Source organism: Pseudomonas sp. (assembly GCF_046581935.1).
In the GTDB taxonomy this organism is placed as follows: domain Bacteria; phylum Pseudomonadota; class Gammaproteobacteria; order Pseudomonadales; family Pseudomonadaceae; genus Aquipseudomonas.
The window spans coordinates 13,420-31,878 of sequence record NZ_JAYGFK010000023.1; the positions used below are offsets into that span (position 1 = coordinate 13,420).

Sequence of the window (18,459 nt, forward strand, 5' to 3'; positions counted from 1 at the left end):
TCCTTTTTCAGATTAGAGTGCAACGATTAATTAGACTGGTCGTCTAGAAATTAAGCAAATCGAAGATTAGTCGCCGCCTTGATGATCAAGTCCGCCACTTGCTGCGGATAAGCCTGCATCGCGACGTAGCCCTCCTGATCCTTGACCAACGATGATTGGCCCGGGCTCTGTGGGTAGCTCTTGATGGTATCGAGCACAGACTTGCCTTCGGCAGGAGCGTCGGCGGCCACGTACACGAGTGAGTGGCCGACCAACACTACTGGACCTGCGGCGCCTACGATGGCGCGATTAGTAGCGGTCACGTCGCCTTCCAAGTAGTCGAGCGAGTTCTGCACGGCGACGACTTTTAACCCAGTCTGTTGCAGCAGCGGGATCACCTTGTTCAAGGAGGAGCCGCCAGCAAAAGCTGCATGTACCAATACGACAGTCTTGCCTAGAGTGCTCGTTGTGACGTCTTGCGCAGAGGCGATGCTGACATGGGCAACGAATGCTAATGAGGATATGAATGCGGCCAGCTTGGTACGGGTTTCCATCAGTGCGCCCCTTACGTTGCGTTGAATTTGAGGCTACATTAACTTCTAATAGACCAGTCGTCTAGTCTTTATTGATATTTTTTGTGTCCCCGCGATTTCGAGGCTCTAAAGATTATGGGGATTGGACGTAAATGCCCTGAGTAATACCACCAGGCGAACGAGGTTTCTCGTCCGGTTTGCTGGCAAAGGATGTGACCAAAGGGAAATCAACGGAGTGAGCGGCGATCCAACGCTCGAGCCCGATCAGGCAAGGCTAAGAGCCTGGCGTGTCGTAGACATCGCTGTGGCGAAGGGCTGCATGCTTTTGCTTATTTTCACCATGACACTGGCGCCGACCCATAACTGATAGAGGCTCTGCGCGACAGCGTGAGGTTCATCGCAAACCTTCAGAGACCCCTCCTCTACCCCAGTTTGTATCGCCCGTGCCAAGCGGTCGATGATCCCAGACGTACCACGCTTGAGGACGGCTCGCATCGCTTCTGATAAATCGGCAACTTCCACGCCTAGCTTCACGGCCAGGCACTTGCCCTGACAATCTTCAAACGACTGAGTGTCCTCCCAGATTGCCCAGTACTTCGTCAGCCGCTGAGCCATGTTCAGTCTAGGCAGGGCAAGGACCTGATCGAGGTCGGCCAGATAGGTTGAAAAGTAATCCTCCAGCAATGCCTCGCCAAAAGCATCCTTGGAACTGAAGTAGTGATAGAAGGACCCTTTAGGCACACCGGCAGTGGCCAGGATTTCATTCAAGCCCACTGCTGAATACCCTTTTGCGGCCATGATACGCTGGCCCACATTAAGGATTTCCTGGCGGACGTCGGAGGTTTCGTGTGTCTTAGGTATGCTCATATCAGCTATGTTAATCCTCACTAGACGATCAGTCTACTAGGAGCTGGGGGGAGATAGATCATCAGGACGGGTATGGCGAGTGGTGGCGAGTGACAAGCACTGGCCTCGCCGGAACAGTGAATCGACACTGCTAGGGCCGGTTGCTGCCTTTCTAGAAGGGCTCCCTGGCAAAGTACCGCGCGGCTTTTTTTAAGATATCCCGCTCTTATTCAAGGCGGCGCATTGTTGTGGTCAACAAAATCCGGACACTGGTTTAGGTTCATCCGGCCACTGATTCGGCTTCCACTGGCGTTTTGTATCCGTTGTAGCTGTGTGGCCGTTGATGGTTGTAGTAGTCCGTCAGGTAACGCAGCACGTCTGCCTCAGCATGCCCTTGACTGGTATAGCCATGCGCCGGCATCCACTCTGTTTTAAGGCTCCTAAAAAACCTCTCCATCGGCGCGTTATCCCAGCAGTTGCCGCGACGGCTCATGCTCTGTTTGATCCGGTAACGCCACAGCATTTGGCGGAACTCGATGCTGGTGTAATGGCTGCCTTGGTCTGAGTGAAACATCAGTTGTGGCGGGCAACCACGCGACTCAAAAGCTACGCGTAGAGCGCGTGTTGTGAGCTGCGAGTCCGGTCGATTGGAGAGCGCCCAGCCCACGATACGGCGCGCATACAAATCAATAACCGCTGCCAGGTATATCCAACGATTACCCGCCCAGATGTAGGTTACGTCGCCACACCACACTTGGTTGGGGCCGCTCACAGTGAATTGACGATCCAGCTCATTAGTCGCGATGGCACTTTCACCATCGGCCCTACGATAGCGATGCTTGCGACATTGCGTACTGAACAATCGGGCCTCTTTCATCAGGCGACCCGCTAGAAAACGGCCCACCGCAACACCCTGTACCCGCAGCGCTGCGGATAGCGTTCGGGCTCCAGCTGAGCCGCGACTCTGAAGGTGAAACTCCGTGGCCAGCTGGCGTAATGCAATCCGCCGATGATCGACACGACGGCGTCGCTTACAGGCGTCGTAGACACTGCTGCGATGCACGCCAAAAACACGGCAAAGCTCGGCTCGTGGATATCGCTCGCCCAACGCCTCAATCAAGCTTACTGATCGAGGGAGTCCGACATTAAGAGAGCGGTAGCCTTTTTTAGGATTTCTTTCTCCCGCTCCAGGCGTCGAACCTGAGCCACCAGGTCTTGTATGCGCTTTTGCTCAGGAGTTATGGCCTTGCTGCGCGCAGGTGTTGTGCCTCCACGCTCACTGCGCAGTTGCTCTACCCATCGACGTAACGCCGTCGGGCCTACGCCCATCGATTTGCAGGCTTCAGGTATGGAATAGCCTTGATCCAAAACAAGGCCTGCTGCTTCAAGTTTGAAATCTGTACTGAATGATCTTCTGGTCACGTAAACACCTCATTGCTGGGCGAAGCTTAACGCCCTATCGGGGTGTCCAGAATCATTGAGCCACAACACAGTCACCTACGCCACATGGCCTCCATGCAGCTTCTACCTGCATGGGCCAAATAAATGAAAAGGAGTCCTCATGACCATATTCAGGAAGTCGCTCGTAGCTCTGGGGCTGATCAGCAGCCTCCCTGCCTTCGCAGAACAAGCGGAATACTTCGATTACACGCCCGCCATGAACGTTATGCTCTGTGACACCAAGATGGAGATCCCGACTCTGGGTCTGAGAAGGGCCGATGGCTCCTTGCCGACCCGCACCGTCTACGACTGTCGACCGTCGGGCAAGAACACGCCCAGCCAAAAGCAGATGGCATTCATCAACCGAGAAACGGGGGAGCGCTTTGTAAAGCACACCGCCGGCACTCTAAACATGCAGTGTGGAGAGCACGGATGCGCCCTTCAAAATGAGGTCGATGGATACACCCCCGGTGCGCTGCTTGGACAGGGACGCCAGGGAAACTACCTCATCGAAAATGGCTGGTATCTGGACTACGACGCTCAAGGCAATACCGTGGCCTATCGCAACGATGTCGGCCCCAAGAAAAACCAAGCGCCGTTCGGTAGCTCGAAGCCACGCCCGAAGAACTATGGAAAGGAAGCCTGCTATGAAGATGCGCTGGATGAGCTCGAACGCAGATTCGGCGTGCCGAACGAAGACTACTATCTAGAGCTTCAGATTCGCGAAGAATGCGGCCTGCCACTCCCATAACAGTCATTGGTATCTTCAGATCCCGCGGCGATTGGCGCGGGATCATTTTATTTTTTGTGCAGTGTTCAATTAAATGCAGTGCCACCGAGAAGATTTATTAACCAAGATTAGTTCTATGCATCCACAAACCATTACCACCCCCGGTTAGCCTGCAGCTAACAGCAGCGAAAAAATCAACTAAAACTTAAGACCCAGTCATTCACCAACTTACACCTCTTGATATAAGGTAGCGACTCCAAGCCATCTATAACAAGAGGCTCGAAATCATCCGCGTGTGGATTAATCACTCTTGTTCCAATATTTTTCTTAACATTAGGGTTAGCACTCCAGCGCAGATTGAACGCTGCTAAATGAGGAAACCAGAACTGGCTGGCATATGGAAGATTGTCATGAATCCACCATGCAAGGGGTGTCCAGTCACCGTAGCGCTCGTACCATGGCAGCAAAGCAGGCACAACGATACAGGCAGTGGCGCCTAGATATCCCTCTGTATCAGGATAATCCCAGATATGCGATGCAAAATTCTTCTCATTGTCGGCACAACTATACTGCCGATTATTAGCGGCTCCTTTTGCATTCACAACTGGAGAGCGATATGCAGACCGGACAGCAATGCGTCCAAATCGCGCCTGTAATGGTTCAAGTAGGTCTTCACATAATTTCTGACCTGCTTCGATTGCTCTTTCAGGGTAGTCAGGAATGTTAGGTATTCCCTCTATCTGGCTAATCTCCGAGTAGAGAAAATCTCGCATGAAAAAATTCTTGGATAACCGTACCCGCCCAAGTTCCTCTAGAGCCCTAACGGTCGTAGGCTTGTTCATTCATCTCGCTCCAGACGACAATCATGTCGCAAAAACTAGACACGCAGAATCGCTGCTCGAAGCTCCAGTAGACCATTCTCAAGAAACTGCCGCGCAGCTGTATCGACAAGGCGCCCCTGCTCAATCTTCGTACCAACACTGCCAATCACGATCTGTGGGTAACGAACCAGTTCTGCGGGGATTGCCCAAAGTGTCTCGTTGAGTTGTTGTTGAGCGCGAACACCCCCCGTGAAAGCAGGAGAGGCAGTGAACGTAAGGACTGGCTTGCCTTTGAGAACCGACTTGCCATGCGGACGAGATAGCCAGTCGAGCGCATTCTTGAGAACCCCCGACATGCCATGGTTGTACTCCGGTGAGCCGATCACCACCCCATCCGCCTCGAGGACAGCTTGGCGAAATCTACGAACCGGCTCTGGAGCTTTAGTGCTCTCCCCGTCCAGATCCTCGTTATACAGAGGAATATCGGACAACCCGTGCACTATCAACGGGCTGTTCTGTGGGCATAATTCCTCGGCGATCGTACGGAGGATCAGGTCGTGGGTAGAGTTACTCCTCAAGCTTCCTGAAAGCCCCAGAAGTCGTATCATTCTCATGTTGTCCCCCTTAATCACGTTCAAGGGCGAGAGCGACGCCTTGACCACCACCAATACACAGCGTGGCGAGACCACGCCGAGCCTCACGCCTGCTCATTTCGTGCAGTAGCGATACCAAGATTCGGCAACCCGACGCCCCCAATGGATGGCCCAGTGCAATAGCACCGCCATTCACATTGACCTTGCCAGTATCCCAGCCCAGCTCTCGCCCCACCGCCAGGGTCTGAACGGCGAACGCTTCGTTCGCTTCGATGAGATCTAACTGATCCAGGTGCCAACCGGCCTTCTGCAGGCACAGGTCAGTCGCAAATACCGGCCCGATCCCCATTACCGATGGTTCGACTCCTACGCTCGCAAAGGCTCTAACAGTTGCCAGCACAGGCAGCCCATAGGCTCGTGCACGATCGGCACTCATGACCATTACCGCAGCAGCACCATCATTGAGTGGCGAAGCGTTTCCAGCAGTGATTGAGCCGTCTTTGTTAAAGACTGGTCGGAGTTTGCCCAGGCCTTCGCGGGTAGGCTCGGTAGGCGCAAGCTCATCATCGGCGAACAGCAGGGATTCCCCTTTTCGCCCTGGGACACTCACGGGAATGATCTCGGCATCAAACCGGCCAGCTAGCCTGGCATTAGCCGCCCGCCTATGAGAGGAGAGTGCATAATCGTCTTGCTGCTCACGAGTGATCCCATACTGCTCGGCGAGATTCTCTGCCGTCATTCCCATGTGATAATCATTGAAGGCATCCCACAAACCATCGTGGATCATGCTGTCACGGAGTTCGCCATGCCCCATGCGTAACCCTTGCCGCACACGCTCCAGCAGATAAGGCGCAGCACTCATATTTTCCTGCCCTCCCGCCAACACGACTTCTGCATCGCCACTTCGAATGGCCTGAACGGCTAGGTGAACGGCCTTTAAGCCCGAGCCACATACCTTATTGAGTGTAAAGGCTGGCACGGTAAACGGCAGGCCCGCCGCTACCGCACTCTGACGAGCCGGGTTTTGTCCCGCCGCTGCGGTCAGAACCTGGCCCATGATGACTTCATCGACATCTTCTACCGGCACTTTGGAACGTTCCAGCAAGGCTCTTAAAGCCACGGATCCCAAGGTAATGGCCGGTACTTGAGACAGCATTCCGCCAAACCGTCCGATAGGCGTACGGACAGCGGCAACAATCACGACATCTGTCATGGCAGTTCTCTAAACGACCCTGCCCCATCAGTAGACGGTGCTCGACAGGGCTCTTGATGATCAATCGGCGGGACGGCCCACCATGAAAAAGACAACCTTGGCGACTTGCTGCGAGCGATTGCGCCAGGCGTGCCGGGTGGCGTTCTGGATAATGACATCACCACTGCGCAGCAGCTTTTCTTGGCCGTCATCGAGCTCCAACCAGAGCTCGCCTTCCAGCAAGATGCCGTAGTCGACAGTTGGCGTTCGGTGCATGCCCGGCTGGTCAGGTTCGAAGCACTGAAACAGCCCTGGCAGAGCGTCGATGAGTTCACCCAACGCGCGCTCAGGATTGAGAGGAGCGGCCATCACAGCATCAGGTGGAAAGCTGACCATTAACAGCGAACTCTCCCCTGGTTCCGGGATGAGAGAGCTGCGAACCAAGGTCGGATCGGCCTCCGTACCGCTGCACCAGACCTGCACCATTCCATGTCCCGGTATATCCTGAAAATCCGTGTGCCGGGGGGCCAGACCATCCGACAGGAAAACTGACCGACCCGACTCATCATGGCCGGTCACCACTCTTCTCACTTGCATGCTCGACACCCTTCGTGGGCAGATGGAAATGTCGGGCAGGACTCAGTCCCACCCGACGTGGGCTCAGGGCGCTATGACGTAGTTGCTGAAGCCACCATTGCGATTCTCGATACCACCAATGGCCTGGTTGACCTGATCGAGCGGGAAGACGTTGTGCTCGAAGAACGACAGGTTCAGTGCTCCAGACTCCACCATGTCTGCCATTTCCTGGCCTTGGCCCGTAGTGAACCAGGCTGACCCACTGACGTTGATGTCGTTATCCATGATCCAGTGCAAGTCCAGCGGCACATCGCCAGCAACAGCACCGATGTTCACAAGGTGACCGGAACGGTTAAGCGAGCGCAAGGCATCGACCAGTGGTTCGAAGGAGGCTCCAGGGCCAAGCGCATCAATCACAGCATCCACACCCTCGCCCCGAGTAACATCTTTTGCCCACTGAGCGATCGGGCCGTTACCCAGGTTATGGATCTCGATGCGGCCGGGTGCTGCCAGCGCCTTTACCTTCTGGAATAAAGACTCGTTGCGCGCTGTACCGAGAATCTTGCGCGCGCCCATGGCTAGTGCCAGGGCAACTGCACCGAGCCCCAGAGTGCCACTGATACCATTGATGAGCACCGTACTACCGGGGCCGACGCCGGCCTTTTTCAGCGCCCGATAAGCAGTCCCCAGGTAGCCCAGCCGAGCTGCGGTTTCGAAATTCATGTTGTCCGGCAGTTTCACCAGGCTGTATTGAGGGGCAGGCATGTATTCGCATAGACCTCCGTAGGGGTAATGCTCGAACATCTGCGGACTACGTGCAGTGAAACCAAAGTAGCCGTTGAAGGTATAGGCGCTACAGCCAGTGGTGTTGCCGGCACGACAGGCACGGCAAGAACCACAGTAGCGTGCCGGGTTTACGTAAACGCGATCACCGGGCTTGAAGTCGTAGACCTGCTCACCCACCTGCTCAATCACTCCGGCCGGGTCAAGACCGAAGATGGCTGGGAGCTTCGGCAGGGGCAGATGAGGGAACCAAGTAGTCCAGTTGGTCAGGATGTTATGCAGGTTCGGCACAATACCGCATGCCTTAACCCTCACCAGTACTTCAGTGGGTCGGATAGCAGGAACAGAAACCTGTTCGATCTCCATCGGTTTGCCACCCTCGTACATCCGCGCGGCACGCATCATCTTGGTAGTCATGCTGTTTCTCCAACTATTGTTCTTGTTTTTGCTGACCGCCCTTGCCTCTGGCGCGGGCGGGTAAATCTGCAGATCAGCGCAAGCCGTCTTCACCTTTGACGTCTGCGGCAGCGAGCCCACCAAGGCGCGCATGAATGCGCCCGCCGCTCGCCATGGCCAGCGCGAAGGCGATCTCGTTGCGGCGCGGGCCGTCCCACAGCGTCACCTCGGCGGAACCGAAATGGCTACGTACATAAGCCGCATGAATATGCCCCAGAGGCATAATCAGCCGACATCCCGGCCCACCGATGGTCTTGGCGGACGGCACGATGGCCTTGGGCTCACCGAGGAGCGCGCGCATCGCCCAACCACCGGCTTCATGCCATACAGCACCATGCTCCAGCTCACCGTCCTCACCGACGATGGCAGCCTTGCCATAGGCCTGCACCTTGTCCGCGCCTCCTAGAGCATCGACCAGGCGCTGGGAAAGATCTGTCCCCAGCACACGCAACTCCTGCATGAACGGCAGCAGATCCTCTTCGTAACGCCCGGCGTAGGGGTTTTCGATTACCGCAGTGGCCACCGCGACCCTCAGCGGTTGGGCAGCTACCGGGCCACGTTCATGAAGGGTGTCTTCGATATCCAGCTTGAATTTGCGGACTTTAACCAATGCCATTGCTCGCTCTCCTACTGAACGCCGGAAATATTTTTATTGGCGTGTTTGCATTATGCACCTTGCACTTTATTGTGCAAGAAATTATGTTTTATGCACAAAACAACAGAGAGACCACACCATGAAACTCGTTTCCTTCCTTCACAATGGCCGAGCCGGGTTCGGTGCTGTCATCAGTGAGCGGGTCATCGACCTGAGCAACCACTTCACTGACACCCCCGATCTGGCGAGCTTGCTCGCCTCCCCTGACAAGCTTGCCCAAGCCCGCGAGCTGGTGACGAAGTCGACCGGAGAATATGCGCTCACCGACGTAACCCTGAGTCCGGTCATCCCTGCGCCAGGTAAGGTCATCTGCGTAGGTATCAATTACGTCGCTCACGCCGAAGAAGCGGGCCGCAAGGTCGGCGAGTACCCGGTGATATTCCAGCGCTTCGCCGAAACCCTGCAGGCACATGGCGCACCGTTGGTTCGCCCGAAAGTGTCGCAAGAGTTCGACTTCGAAGCCGAGTTGGCGGTAGTGATAGGCAAGGGTGGCTCGCATATCGCACCAGAGGACGCCATGGATCATGTTGCAGGCTATACCTGCTTCAATGACGCCAGCGTGCGTGACTGGCAGTTCCATACTCACCAGTACGGTATGGGCAAGACCTTCCGATTCACCGGTGCCCTGGGGCCATGGCTGGTGACTGCAGACGAGATTACCGACTATCGCGAGTTGGAGGTTCGCGGCATTCTCAATGGCGAGCAGTTGCAGCAGGGCAACCTTTCCGAATTGGCATTCGACATCCCGCACCTCATTTCCTATGTCTCCCAGGCACTGGACTGGAATCCCGGCGACATTCTCGCCACCGGAACCCCCAGCGGTATCGGCTTCAAACGCAATCCGCCGATTTTCCTCAAGCCTGGGGATGTATTCGAAGTGACGATCAGCCAGATCGGCACCTTGAGTAACCCGGTTATCGACGAAGCCTGAGCCATCCATCCTCGAACAAGCACAAGATTAGGAATCCGCACATGGCTACCCTGCCCCGCATCAACTTCACCCACACCGGTACCTTCTGCAGCGACTTGGACAACATGGTCGAGTTCTACTGCAGCAAACTGGGCTTCGTCATCAGCGACAAGGGCGTTGCCTCCACCGGCCACCGCCTGTTCTTCATGACCCAAAATCCTGAGATCCACCACCAATTGGTGCTGTTCGACGGCAAGCCAACCGATCTACCTTTCAACCCGATCAACCAGTTGTCGTTCCTGCTCGACAGCCTGGAAGACCTAAGAACCTACTACGCCTTCGCAAAAGCCAATGGCCTTGGCCCGATTGATCAGGTCGATCACGGCAACGCCTGGTCGCTGTATTTCAAGGATCCAGAAGGTAATCCCATCGAGATGTACGTGGACTCCCCCTTCTACACCAACCAGCCATGCCGCGAACCGCTCGATCTTGAACAGAGCAGCGAACAGATTCTCGCCATCACCGAAGCCATGTGCCGTCACCGGCCGGGTTTCCAGACCCGCGAGCAATGGATCGAGTCGACCCGCCAGCGCATCGCCGAGCAGCGCGTTAGCTGGTAGGCCGTCCCGCCCGGCCCTGGAGCCCGCTCCGGGGCCGCACGTCATAGTGGCTAGAGAATCTTCATGCACAAGAACTTCATCGACGGCGTCTGGTGCGAAGGCCAGGCAGTACGCGAAAATTTCAGCCCTTCCGATGCGACCGACCTCGTCGGCCTATATGCCCAGGCAGACGCCCAGGATACCCGGCGCGCCATTACCGCAGCCGAACAGGCGCAACCCATTTGGGCAGCCTACAGCCCGCAGCGACGCGCCGACGCGCTCGACCTGATCGGCAGCGAAATTCTCGCCAGACGCGAAGAGTTGGGCCACCTGCTCGCTCGCGAAGAAGGCAAGGTGCTGACCGAAGCCATCGCCGAGGCCGGCCGTGCCGGGCAGATCTTCAAGTTTTTCGCCGGGGAAGCCCTGCGTGTCAGCGGCGAGCATTTGGACTCGGTGCGCACCGGTATCGAGGTCGACGTGTTGCGTCAGTCTGTCGGGGTAGTCGGCATCATCACCCCGTGGAACTTTCCTATCGCCATTCCGGCCTGGAAGATCGCCCCGGCCCTGGCCTACGGCAACGCCGTACTGTTCAAGCCCGCCGACCTGGTTCCCGGTAGCGCCTGGGCACTGGCCGAGATCATCAGCCGCGCCGGTCTGCCACCGGGTACATTCAACCTGCTGATGGGCCGAGGCAGTGTGATCGGTCAAGCCCTGGCCGATGCACCGGCCGTTCGGGCAATCAGCTTCACCGGCTCTACGGCCACAGGCCGCCGCCTGATGGAAAGCGCCGGCCCGCGTTTCGCCAGATTACAGCTGGAGATGGGAGGCAAGAATCCACTGGTTGTGCTGGCCGACGCCAACCTTGAACAGGCCGTGGAATGCGCAGTGCAGGGTGCTTACTTTTCTACCGGCCAGCGCTGTACCGCCTCCTCGCGCTTCATCGTAGAAAAGGCTATTCACCAGCGTTTCGTCGATGCTGTGACGACTCGCTTGGATAGCCTTCGTGTCGGTCATGCACTATCACCGGACAGCCATATCGGACCAGTAGCCGATGCTGCACAGCTGCAGCAGAACCTGGACTACATAGCCATAGGCCTCACCGAAGGCGCCGTCCTGGCACACGGCGGTCAGTTGCTGAAACGCGACAAAGAAGGCCATTACATGAGTCCTGCGCTGTTCCTCGAAGCGAGCTCTGACATGCGTATCGCCCAAGAGGAAATCTTCGGGCCGGTAGCCTGCGTCATTGCCGTGGACGACTACGAAGCGGCACTACAAGTAGCCAACGATAGTCCCTTCGGCCTTTCTGCCGGTATCTGCACCACTTCACTCAAACACGCTACGCACTTCAAGCGCCATGTACAAAGCGGCATGGTGATGGTCAACACCCCCACCGCCGGAGTCGACTATCACGTCCCCTTCGGAGGCACAAAAGCCTCCAGTCACGGCCCTCGCGAACAGGGGCGTCATGCCATCGATTTCTTTACCACCCTGAAGACCGCCTATACCCAGGCGTGAGCTAGGCGCACCAGACAACAACAAGAGGACAACGCTATGGATTACGACCTGATTATCGTGGGCATGGGGCCTGTGGGAGCAACCGCTGCAAGTCTTGCTGGCCAGTGGGGGTTGCGCACCCTTGTGCTGGACAAGAGCGAGACCGTCTACCAGAACCCTCGCGCGATGGGCTTCGATCATGAGGTAATGCGCACCTTTGACAACCTCGGTCTTGCAGACGATATCGCTGCGCATGTGATGCCCTATCGAGCATCACACTACCTCAATAGCGAAGGTACGTTGATCCGGCGCATAGATGCGGCAAAGCCCCCTTATGCCCTGGGCTGGGCACCTAACTATGTGTTCTCACAACCGCCAGTGGAACGGGCCCTACGTGCTCGCCTGCAATGCTCTGAGTCAGTCGAGATTCTACTTGGCCAAGAAGTCACCGCAATTGAGCAAAGCGAGCAAAGCTCGCTGGTGCACATCCGTGGCAAAGACGGAATCGACTTTAAGGCCCGTGCCGCCTACGTGCTGGCCTGTGATGGCGGCACGAGCCCAATACGCACCAACCTACAACTGAATATGGAAGACCTGGCCTTCGACGAACCATGGCTGGTGGTCGACGTTCTGCTTAAGGAAGGAGCGGGCGCTACGCTGCCCGAGACAAATGTGCAGTACTGCGAGCCGAGCAGGCCCAGCACCTTCGTAGTTGGGCCCGGCCGCCATCGCCGCTGGGAGTTCATGATCAAAGACGACGAAACCCCGACCGACATCGTCCATCCCGAATCGATCCAGCGCCTGATATCACGATGGCTGCCTGCCGAAGACTACGAGATCTGGCGTGCCTCGACCTATCGCTTCCATGCCCTGATCCTCGAACGCTGGCGCGTTGGCAACATCTTCTTCCTCGGCGACGCGGCTCATATGACGCCGCCCTTCCTCGCTCAAGGCATGTGCCAGGGCATTCGCGATGCCATGAACCTTATCTGGAAGCTAGCGCTGGTACGCCGTGGTCTCTCGTCTTCCTCCCTGCTAGACAGCTACCAGCCGGAACGCGCGCCACACGTACGACGCACGACCGAAGTCGCCAAGGAATTCGGACAAACGATCTGCGAACGTGACACAGCCAGAGCAGCAGAGCGCGATATTCGCCTGCTGGAGAGCTTGAAAGCATCCCCAGCAGGCACCATTCGCCAGTCGCTCATTCCAGGCCTGAAGAGCGGCTTCATCGACTCTCGCGCCCCCGCGGGCGAGCTGTTCCCACAACCCCGGGTAACCGACCATCATGGTAGCGAAAACCTCCTCGACCGATTCACCGGGCAGAGCTTGCGCTTGGTGATCGGCGAAGACTTCGCTCAAACCGAAGAGTTGCTCGCCGCATTGGACGACAAGCCTGATTGGCGTGGCCTACCGGTACGGGTAGTTCAACTGACCGAGAACCCCAAGCAGGAAAATCAGTATCGCGAACACGACGCCCTACTCGAGCAATGGATGGCCCTGCGCAACTGCCAAGTACTACTGGTACGCCCCGACCACTACGTCTACGGAGGTGCCAATAATTTACAGGGCGCCTTGGATTTGATCACACACTGCCTAGACCGCTTGAAAAGCTGACGATTGAGCGTTACACGGCCCGCGCAGTGCCACGCTGCTATGCGGGCCGTGCTTTTTCTTTGCAAAGCCCGAAATAGTGCTCCTAGCTGTATCGAACAACAAATACCACAGCAACAAACACGGCCACTCAAGAGGTGCCCCGTGTCCCTATCCAAACAGCAAAAGGCTCTGTACGCCGCCACCCGCGGCGTTGCATCCCTTATTGCAAGGTCGAATGCTGCTGCAGTAATACGTCTGTCACATGAGACAACGTTCCGCCGATATGCTTGTCAAGGAGAGCCACTGCACCATCGACATCTCGCGCCAGGGCAGCGTCCATCAATTTCTGATGCTCATTACCCTTATGACGCTCTACCTTACGGTGTAGCGCTGAGAAGCGTCGGTAACGTTCGGCCTGATCGAATAGCGAGTCGATCAGGCGCAGCAACATAGGCGATGGGCAAGCCGAGAACAGTGCGAAATGAAAGGCCTTATGCCGTTCCGACCAGCCATCGTCCAGCGCCACTGAAATGCTATTCAGCCGTTTCTCGACGACTCCCAATCGATGGAAGGCCCCCAGTACGGTTGCCTCCCAGGCATCGTCACCATGGCGGATCGCCTCGGCCAGCGCCTCACACTCCAACAGGCGGCGCAAGTGGGTGATCTGACGAAAATCTTCGACCGATAGACCGGCGACACGGAACCCCTTGTTCTCGCTCGCTTCAACGATTCCTTCCTGGGCAAGGCGATTGAGCGCTTCACGAATAGGCGAACTGCTCAAGCCATAGACCTGGGAAAGCTCGGACACTTTGAGCTTTTCTCCAGGCGCCATTTCACAGCAAATGATCGACTTCTTCATTTGCTGTAAGGCAACTTCGATCAGGGAACCACTTTGAGGGCTGGACATGGGATAGGTATCCGGAAATTCTGCATTCCTTGAAATTTTATGCACAAAGAAAGATTTGTGCAATTTATCTAACATCAAGAGCAGCCAACACTTGGAATAGAGCGCACCACACGCGGCAATCGGTCAGCTCAAGCGAAAATATTCCAGCGCCTGGCGCAACTGCCCGGCCAAACGTTCCAGCTCACGGCTAGCGCTACGCAGTCGTTCACTACGTTTGCGCTCCTGCTCGGCCGACTCACGCACGCTGTCCATGCGATGGCTGACTTCTCCAGCCATATGACTTTGTTCATGAGTAGCGTCGGCGATCTCCCGATTCATCGCGTCGATGGTCAATACATCCCGGCTCACACCGGCCAGCGCCAGCCCTGCTAGTGCCGAGTGTTCACGGGCGCGCCGAGACTCCTCACCAGCCCGCTCGATACGGCGAAGCCCTTCCTTACTATCACGCTGCAGCGACTCGATCATACCGGCGATCTCGGTGGCCGCAGTCTGGGTGCGATTGGCCAAAGTACGCACCTCGTCGGCAACCACCGAAAACCCGCGCCCCAACTCTCCTGCCCTGGCGGCCTCAATGGCCGCATTGAGAGCCAGTAGGTTCGTTTGCTCAGCCAATCCTTGAATGACCTCCAGCACACGCCCGATGCTGATGCTCTGCACATCCAAAGCCTGCATGCCCTGGCTGGCTAGACGCACCTGCTCGTCCAGCAAATCTACCTGGCGAACTACGGCTCCAACATCCTCGCTGCCGGACTCACTGCCGCGTCGGGCAGAGCCCGCTGCCATAGCCGCTTGCTCGGTACGGCTGGCAACATCTCCTAGGCTTGAATTCATCCGCAGCATGGCCCCAAGAACGCGCTCTGTCTCTGCCGACTGTACTTCTGCTCCTTGTGCCTGCTCCTCGGTAACCTGGGCCAAGTCATGGGCAGCCCTACTCAAACTCAATGAGCCCTGCTCAATACGACTTACGATGCCATGCAGGCTCTCGCGCATACGTCGCATCGCCTCCAGCACAAGGCCCAACTCATCGCCGCGCTGCCCCTCAATGATAATGTCCAAACGACCAGCTGCGACCTGTTCAACCACAGCAGCAGTGGCGCGTAACGGGCGGATAATCTGGCGGCGAATCAGCAACGCAGCAGCGATCCCCAATGTCAGAACCAGCAAGCTCATCGTCGCCAGCCAGACATAGGCATCACGCTGTAGGTGATTCTGGCGTGCTGCGATCTGCTGCCGGGCAGTATCGGAGACTTGCAGCATCCGCTCAGCGCTAACGTCCAGTTCATGCTCAGCCTCGCGACTGGCGATGACGCTTGCGCGGTATTGCTCGAAAGCTGCGCGATACAACTCTAGAGACTCCAAAGCCTCGTCGAGCAGCTCCCTCTGCTGTACCTGAGCTCCACCAGCCAAGGCCTGAGTCGAAGAGCGGAGGTCGCTCAGAAGAAGAGTCCATTGATCATAGCGGGTATCTTCGAAGGACAAACCGTAATCCCACTCGGCGGTGCGAAGCGCCAGCAACTTACGCATCAATGCCGTCGCACTTTCGGTAAGCGCCAACGCTGCCTGCATGTCGCCATGTTGCTGCGTCAGCGATTCAATCAAGTCCTGTTCCACACTTTCGAAACCGACCCGAGCGTTTTCGGCTTCACGGCTCATGGCTTGTCGAGTCTCGATCAGTCGCTCACGCGCGCCGGCCAAGCGGACAAACTGTTCACGATAACGCTGGCTAACCTCATCCAGCGTCTGTCGCCACTCCTCGATACCACTTAGGTGCTCCTCCAGCATCCGGCTGCGACGTAACACATCTTCATATGCCGCACGACCTCCATCCAACCGATAGCTCTTCTCGGCGATACGAGTATCGAGAATGCCGGCATGCATGCTGGCAATGGCCTCCAGACTCGAGCCACCACGCAACACTGCATGTAGGTTCCAGGCAGCCGACGCTGCCAGCAATACGCTAAATCCACATAGCAGGCTGAAACCAAGCGCCAGCAGAGCGCCAATAGACAGGCGCGAGAACACTGTAGGTAGGGTTTTCATCTTGTTGTTTCCCTATGTCGATGGATCGGTCGCCGCCCGTTCGAGCCCCGTTTTTTTCCTTGACTTCTTTTCGGTAAGCGGCCTATTTTTGTGCACAAAGCACCTTATAAAGCAAAATATAAAAATAATGCACAAAAATAAGAGAGCCTACTGATGCACGAACGACTCACTCTCGACGCTCAGGAAATCGAGGAAATACTCGATGCAGCCACCACCGAAGCGCTGCGCAACGACTGGGTAGTGTCCATCGCATTGGTTGATGACGGGGGGCACTTACTAGCCTTTCGCCGGCTATCTGGCGCCACTCCATCTTCGGCACAGATCGCCATCGACAAGGCGCGTAGCGCTGCCCTGACGCGCCGCCCCACTCGTTTCTTCGCCGACATGATCAGTGCTGGCCAACCTGGTGCTGCCTCTCTGCATGGGGTGATTCCAATGCCAGGAGGCCTGCCTGTACTGCAAGACGGTCATTGTCTGGGCGGCATCGCTGCCAGCGGCGTTAGAGCTGACTTCGACGAACAGATCGCGTGCGCAGGCATTGCCGCACTCGCCCTCCCCGAGCAACACCGCACCTGAATCAAGGAGCACCAACAGAACTGCCGATACGAGCATCCGTAAGTACGGATGGAACCACCTGTAACAACAACAAGAATGCAGAAGAGGTATCCATGAACAAGCAACGCCACTCAGCTGTACCCGCATCCCTACGCAATGCCAGTGCCCTTGGCATCGCCATGGCCATGTGTTCGGCCAACGTACTGGCCTTCCAGTTCGACACTGGTATCGAAGGCCTATCCACCAGCTGGGATAACACCATCAAGTACAGCAACGCCTGGCGCCTGAACGAGCGAGCGGACAACATCACCGCGTCTTCCCCCAACCCCAACAGAGATGATGGTGACCGCAATTTCAGCACCGGGTTGATCTCTAATCGCTTCGACCTGCTATCCGAGCTGGATATCAAATACCAGAACGTTGGGGCGCGGATCAGTGGCGCGGCCTGGTATGACACGGTGTACAACAAGAGTAATGACAACAACTCACCAGGCACCGCCAATCCGGTGAGTGTGGATTACAACGAATTCACCAATAAGACCCGCGACCTGCACGGTCGTGATGCCGAACTGTTGGACGCGTTTGTGTACGGAGCCCGCGACATCGGGTCGACCCGCCTGTCTGTTCGTCTAGGTCAGTTCAACCAGATCTACGGTGAAAGCCTTTTCTTTGGCGCCAACGGTATTGCCAGCGCACAAGGCCACGTGGATCTGGTCAAGCTGCAGTCGGTGCCTGGCTCGCAGTTCAAGGAAATCCTCCTGCCCACCGAGCAGGCCTCCTTCAACTGGCAGTTGACCGACACAGTCAGCATTGGCGCCTATTACCAGTTCGAATGGAACAGGACACGCCTGCCAAGCTCAGGTAGCTACTTCAGCACAGGTGACTTTATCGGCGATGGTGCTGAACGGATGTTCTTTGCTGGCGCACCTTTACTTCGTGGCGACGATATCGAAGCCCGTGATTCAGGCCAATTTGGCGGCCAGGTGCGCTTCGCACTGAGCGACTGGGAGTTCGGCCTGTACGCGGCTCGTTATCACGAAAAGACACCTATCTGGTACTTCCGTCCTGGCTTCCTCGGGGGGGACAACAGTTTCATCAACGTTTACCCGGAAGATGTCAAAGTATTCGGTGCCAGTTTCAGCACCACCGTCGGCGAAGCCAACGTCGCAGGTGAAATCTCGATGCGTGTCGACACACCGCTGGCTCCCATTGGGGGCGTAGTGGTAACCGGCGATATGACCGCAGATAACAACAGCAATGCGCTCTACCCGGTTGGCGACTCGCTGCATGCGCAGATATCGATGATCAATGTCTACGGAGGTTCAGCACTCTGGGATGGTGCATCTCTGGCTGGTGAGGTGGCCTTCAACCGTCGCCTCAAGGTCAAGCAGAACTCCCAAAACCTCGATCCCAACACCACGCGTGATGCCTATTCACTGCGTTTCACCTTTGAACCGCAGTACTTCCAGGTGCTGCCAGGTGTCGACGTACAAGTGCCCATTACGGTCGGCTACACCCCCTATGGCCGCTCTTCAGTAACCCCACAGGCATTCGCACCAGAACACGGAGGCGACTTCACCGTAGCGCTCAAGGCTGACTACCAGAAGCAATGGTACGCCTCGCTCAGCTACACCAATTTCTTTGGCGATGGGGGGCCGGTTATCGATGGCAACAACATCTACACATTTGAGCAATCGCTCAAAGACAGGGACTTCATTGCCTTCTCGATCCAGCGCACTTTCTGATCCACGGAG

18 protein-coding genes are annotated in these 18,459 nt (G+C 56.6%); 7 read left to right on the forward strand and 11 right to left on the reverse strand.

From position 1 onward, the window contains the following. Positions 1-50 precede the first annotated feature (50 nt). The 3 genes from VCA57_RS20005 to VCA57_RS20015 all read right to left on the reverse strand — a co-directional run bounded on the left by VCA57_RS20005 (position 51) and on the right by VCA57_RS20015 (position 2,780). On the reverse strand, positions 51-533 hold the full coding sequence (locus tag VCA57_RS20005; protein WP_411186929.1) for a hypothetical protein: 483 nt from the start codon (positions 531-533) through the stop codon (positions 51-53). 243 nt (positions 534-776) lie between these two features. Then, positions 777-1,379, reverse strand: coding sequence for a TetR/AcrR family transcriptional regulator (locus VCA57_RS20010; RefSeq protein ID WP_411186931.1), 603 nt, complete (start codon positions 1,377-1,379; stop codon positions 777-779). A 259-nt stretch (positions 1,380-1,638) separates the two neighbouring features. Beyond that, positions 1,639-2,780, reverse strand: a protein-coding gene (locus VCA57_RS20015; protein WP_411186933.1) for an IS3 family transposase whose coding sequence is annotated in 2 segments (ribosomal slippage) — positions 1,639-2,528 and positions 2,528-2,780 — 1,143 coding nt in all. Because the reading frame shifts where the segments join, the coding sequence is not laid out codon by codon here. 139 nt (positions 2,781-2,919) lie between these two features. Here VCA57_RS20015 and VCA57_RS20020 point away from each other — a divergent pair. After that, positions 2,920-3,549 (forward strand): hypothetical protein, encoded by a 630-nt coding sequence (locus VCA57_RS20020; protein ID WP_411186935.1) that lies wholly within the window; start codon positions 2,920-2,922, stop codon positions 3,547-3,549. Positions 3,550-3,722: 173 nt separating this feature from the next. Here the strand turns inward: VCA57_RS20020 and VCA57_RS20025 are convergent, their stop codons facing one another. From VCA57_RS20025 to VCA57_RS20050, 6 genes are all read right to left on the reverse strand, one after another. Then, positions 3,723-4,370, reverse strand: a complete 648-nt coding sequence (locus tag VCA57_RS20025) for a peptidase M15 (protein ID WP_411186937.1) — start codon at positions 4,368-4,370, stop codon at positions 3,723-3,725. 35 nt (positions 4,371-4,405) lie between these two features. Further along, complete coding sequence (locus VCA57_RS20030; protein WP_411187053.1) at positions 4,406-4,981, reverse strand: NADPH-dependent FMN reductase; 576 nt, start codon at positions 4,979-4,981, stop codon at positions 4,406-4,408. Continuing rightward, on the reverse strand, positions 4,974-6,155 hold the full coding sequence (locus VCA57_RS20035; RefSeq protein WP_411186939.1) for an acetyl-CoA C-acetyltransferase: 1,182 nt from the start codon (positions 6,153-6,155) through the stop codon (positions 4,974-4,976). Before VCA57_RS20035 ends, VCA57_RS20030 begins: the two co-directional genes overlap by 8 nt. 60 nt (positions 6,156-6,215) lie before the next feature. Beyond that, on the reverse strand, positions 6,216-6,731 hold the full coding sequence (locus VCA57_RS20040) for a cupin domain-containing protein (protein WP_411186941.1): 516 nt from the start codon (positions 6,729-6,731) through the stop codon (positions 6,216-6,218). Between the two features lie 63 nt (positions 6,732-6,794). Then, positions 6,795-7,910, reverse strand: a complete 1,116-nt coding sequence (locus VCA57_RS20045) for an alcohol dehydrogenase catalytic domain-containing protein (RefSeq protein ID WP_411186943.1) — start codon at positions 7,908-7,910, stop codon at positions 6,795-6,797. A gap of 73 nt (positions 7,911-7,983) precedes the next feature. Then, on the reverse strand, positions 7,984-8,565 hold the full coding sequence (locus VCA57_RS20050; RefSeq protein ID WP_411186945.1) for an amino acid synthesis family protein: 582 nt from the start codon (positions 8,563-8,565) through the stop codon (positions 7,984-7,986). Between the two features lie 118 nt (positions 8,566-8,683). Here VCA57_RS20050 and VCA57_RS20055 point away from each other — a divergent pair, with 118 nt between their 5' ends. The 4 genes from VCA57_RS20055 to VCA57_RS20070 all read left to right on the forward strand — a co-directional run bounded on the left by VCA57_RS20055 (position 8,684) and on the right by VCA57_RS20070 (position 13,224). After that, the gene (locus VCA57_RS20055) at positions 8,684-9,535 is read left to right on the forward strand and encodes a fumarylacetoacetate hydrolase family protein (RefSeq protein ID WP_411186947.1); all 852 of its coding nucleotides are present in this window, start codon (positions 8,684-8,686) and stop codon (positions 9,533-9,535) included. 41 nt (positions 9,536-9,576) lie between these two features. Further along, complete coding sequence (locus tag VCA57_RS20060) at positions 9,577-10,134, forward strand: VOC family protein (protein ID WP_411186949.1); 558 nt, start codon at positions 9,577-9,579, stop codon at positions 10,132-10,134. A 63-nt stretch (positions 10,135-10,197) separates the two neighbouring features. After that, positions 10,198-11,628: an aldehyde dehydrogenase family protein gene (locus VCA57_RS20065; protein ID WP_411186951.1), complete on the forward strand. Its 1,431-nt coding sequence runs from the start codon at positions 10,198-10,200 to the stop codon at positions 11,626-11,628. Between the two features lie 36 nt (positions 11,629-11,664). Then, entirely contained in the window at positions 11,665-13,224 is a 1,560-nt protein-coding gene (locus VCA57_RS20070) for a bifunctional 3-(3-hydroxy-phenyl)propionate/3-hydroxycinnamic acid hydroxylase (protein ID WP_411186953.1), read from the forward strand. A 199-nt stretch (positions 13,225-13,423) separates the two neighbouring features. Here the strand turns inward: VCA57_RS20070 and VCA57_RS20075 are convergent, their stop codons facing one another. Next, entirely contained in the window at positions 13,424-14,185 is a 762-nt protein-coding gene (locus VCA57_RS20075) for a GntR family transcriptional regulator (RefSeq protein ID WP_411186955.1), read from the reverse strand. A gap of 48 nt (positions 14,186-14,233) precedes the next feature. Further along, positions 14,234-16,150: a methyl-accepting chemotaxis protein gene (locus VCA57_RS20080; protein WP_411186957.1), complete on the reverse strand. Its 1,917-nt coding sequence runs from the start codon at positions 16,148-16,150 to the stop codon at positions 14,234-14,236. A gap of 153 nt (positions 16,151-16,303) precedes the next feature. Here VCA57_RS20080 and VCA57_RS20085 point away from each other — a divergent pair, with 153 nt between their 5' ends. After that, on the forward strand, positions 16,304-16,726 hold the full coding sequence (locus VCA57_RS20085; RefSeq protein WP_179527526.1) for a GlcG/HbpS family heme-binding protein: 423 nt from the start codon (positions 16,304-16,306) through the stop codon (positions 16,724-16,726). Positions 16,727-16,818: 92 nt separating this feature from the next. Further along, the gene (locus tag VCA57_RS20090) at positions 16,819-18,450 is read left to right on the forward strand and encodes a DUF1302 domain-containing protein (RefSeq protein WP_411186959.1); all 1,632 of its coding nucleotides are present in this window, start codon (positions 16,819-16,821) and stop codon (positions 18,448-18,450) included. The last annotated feature ends 9 nt before the right edge of the window (positions 18,451-18,459 follow it).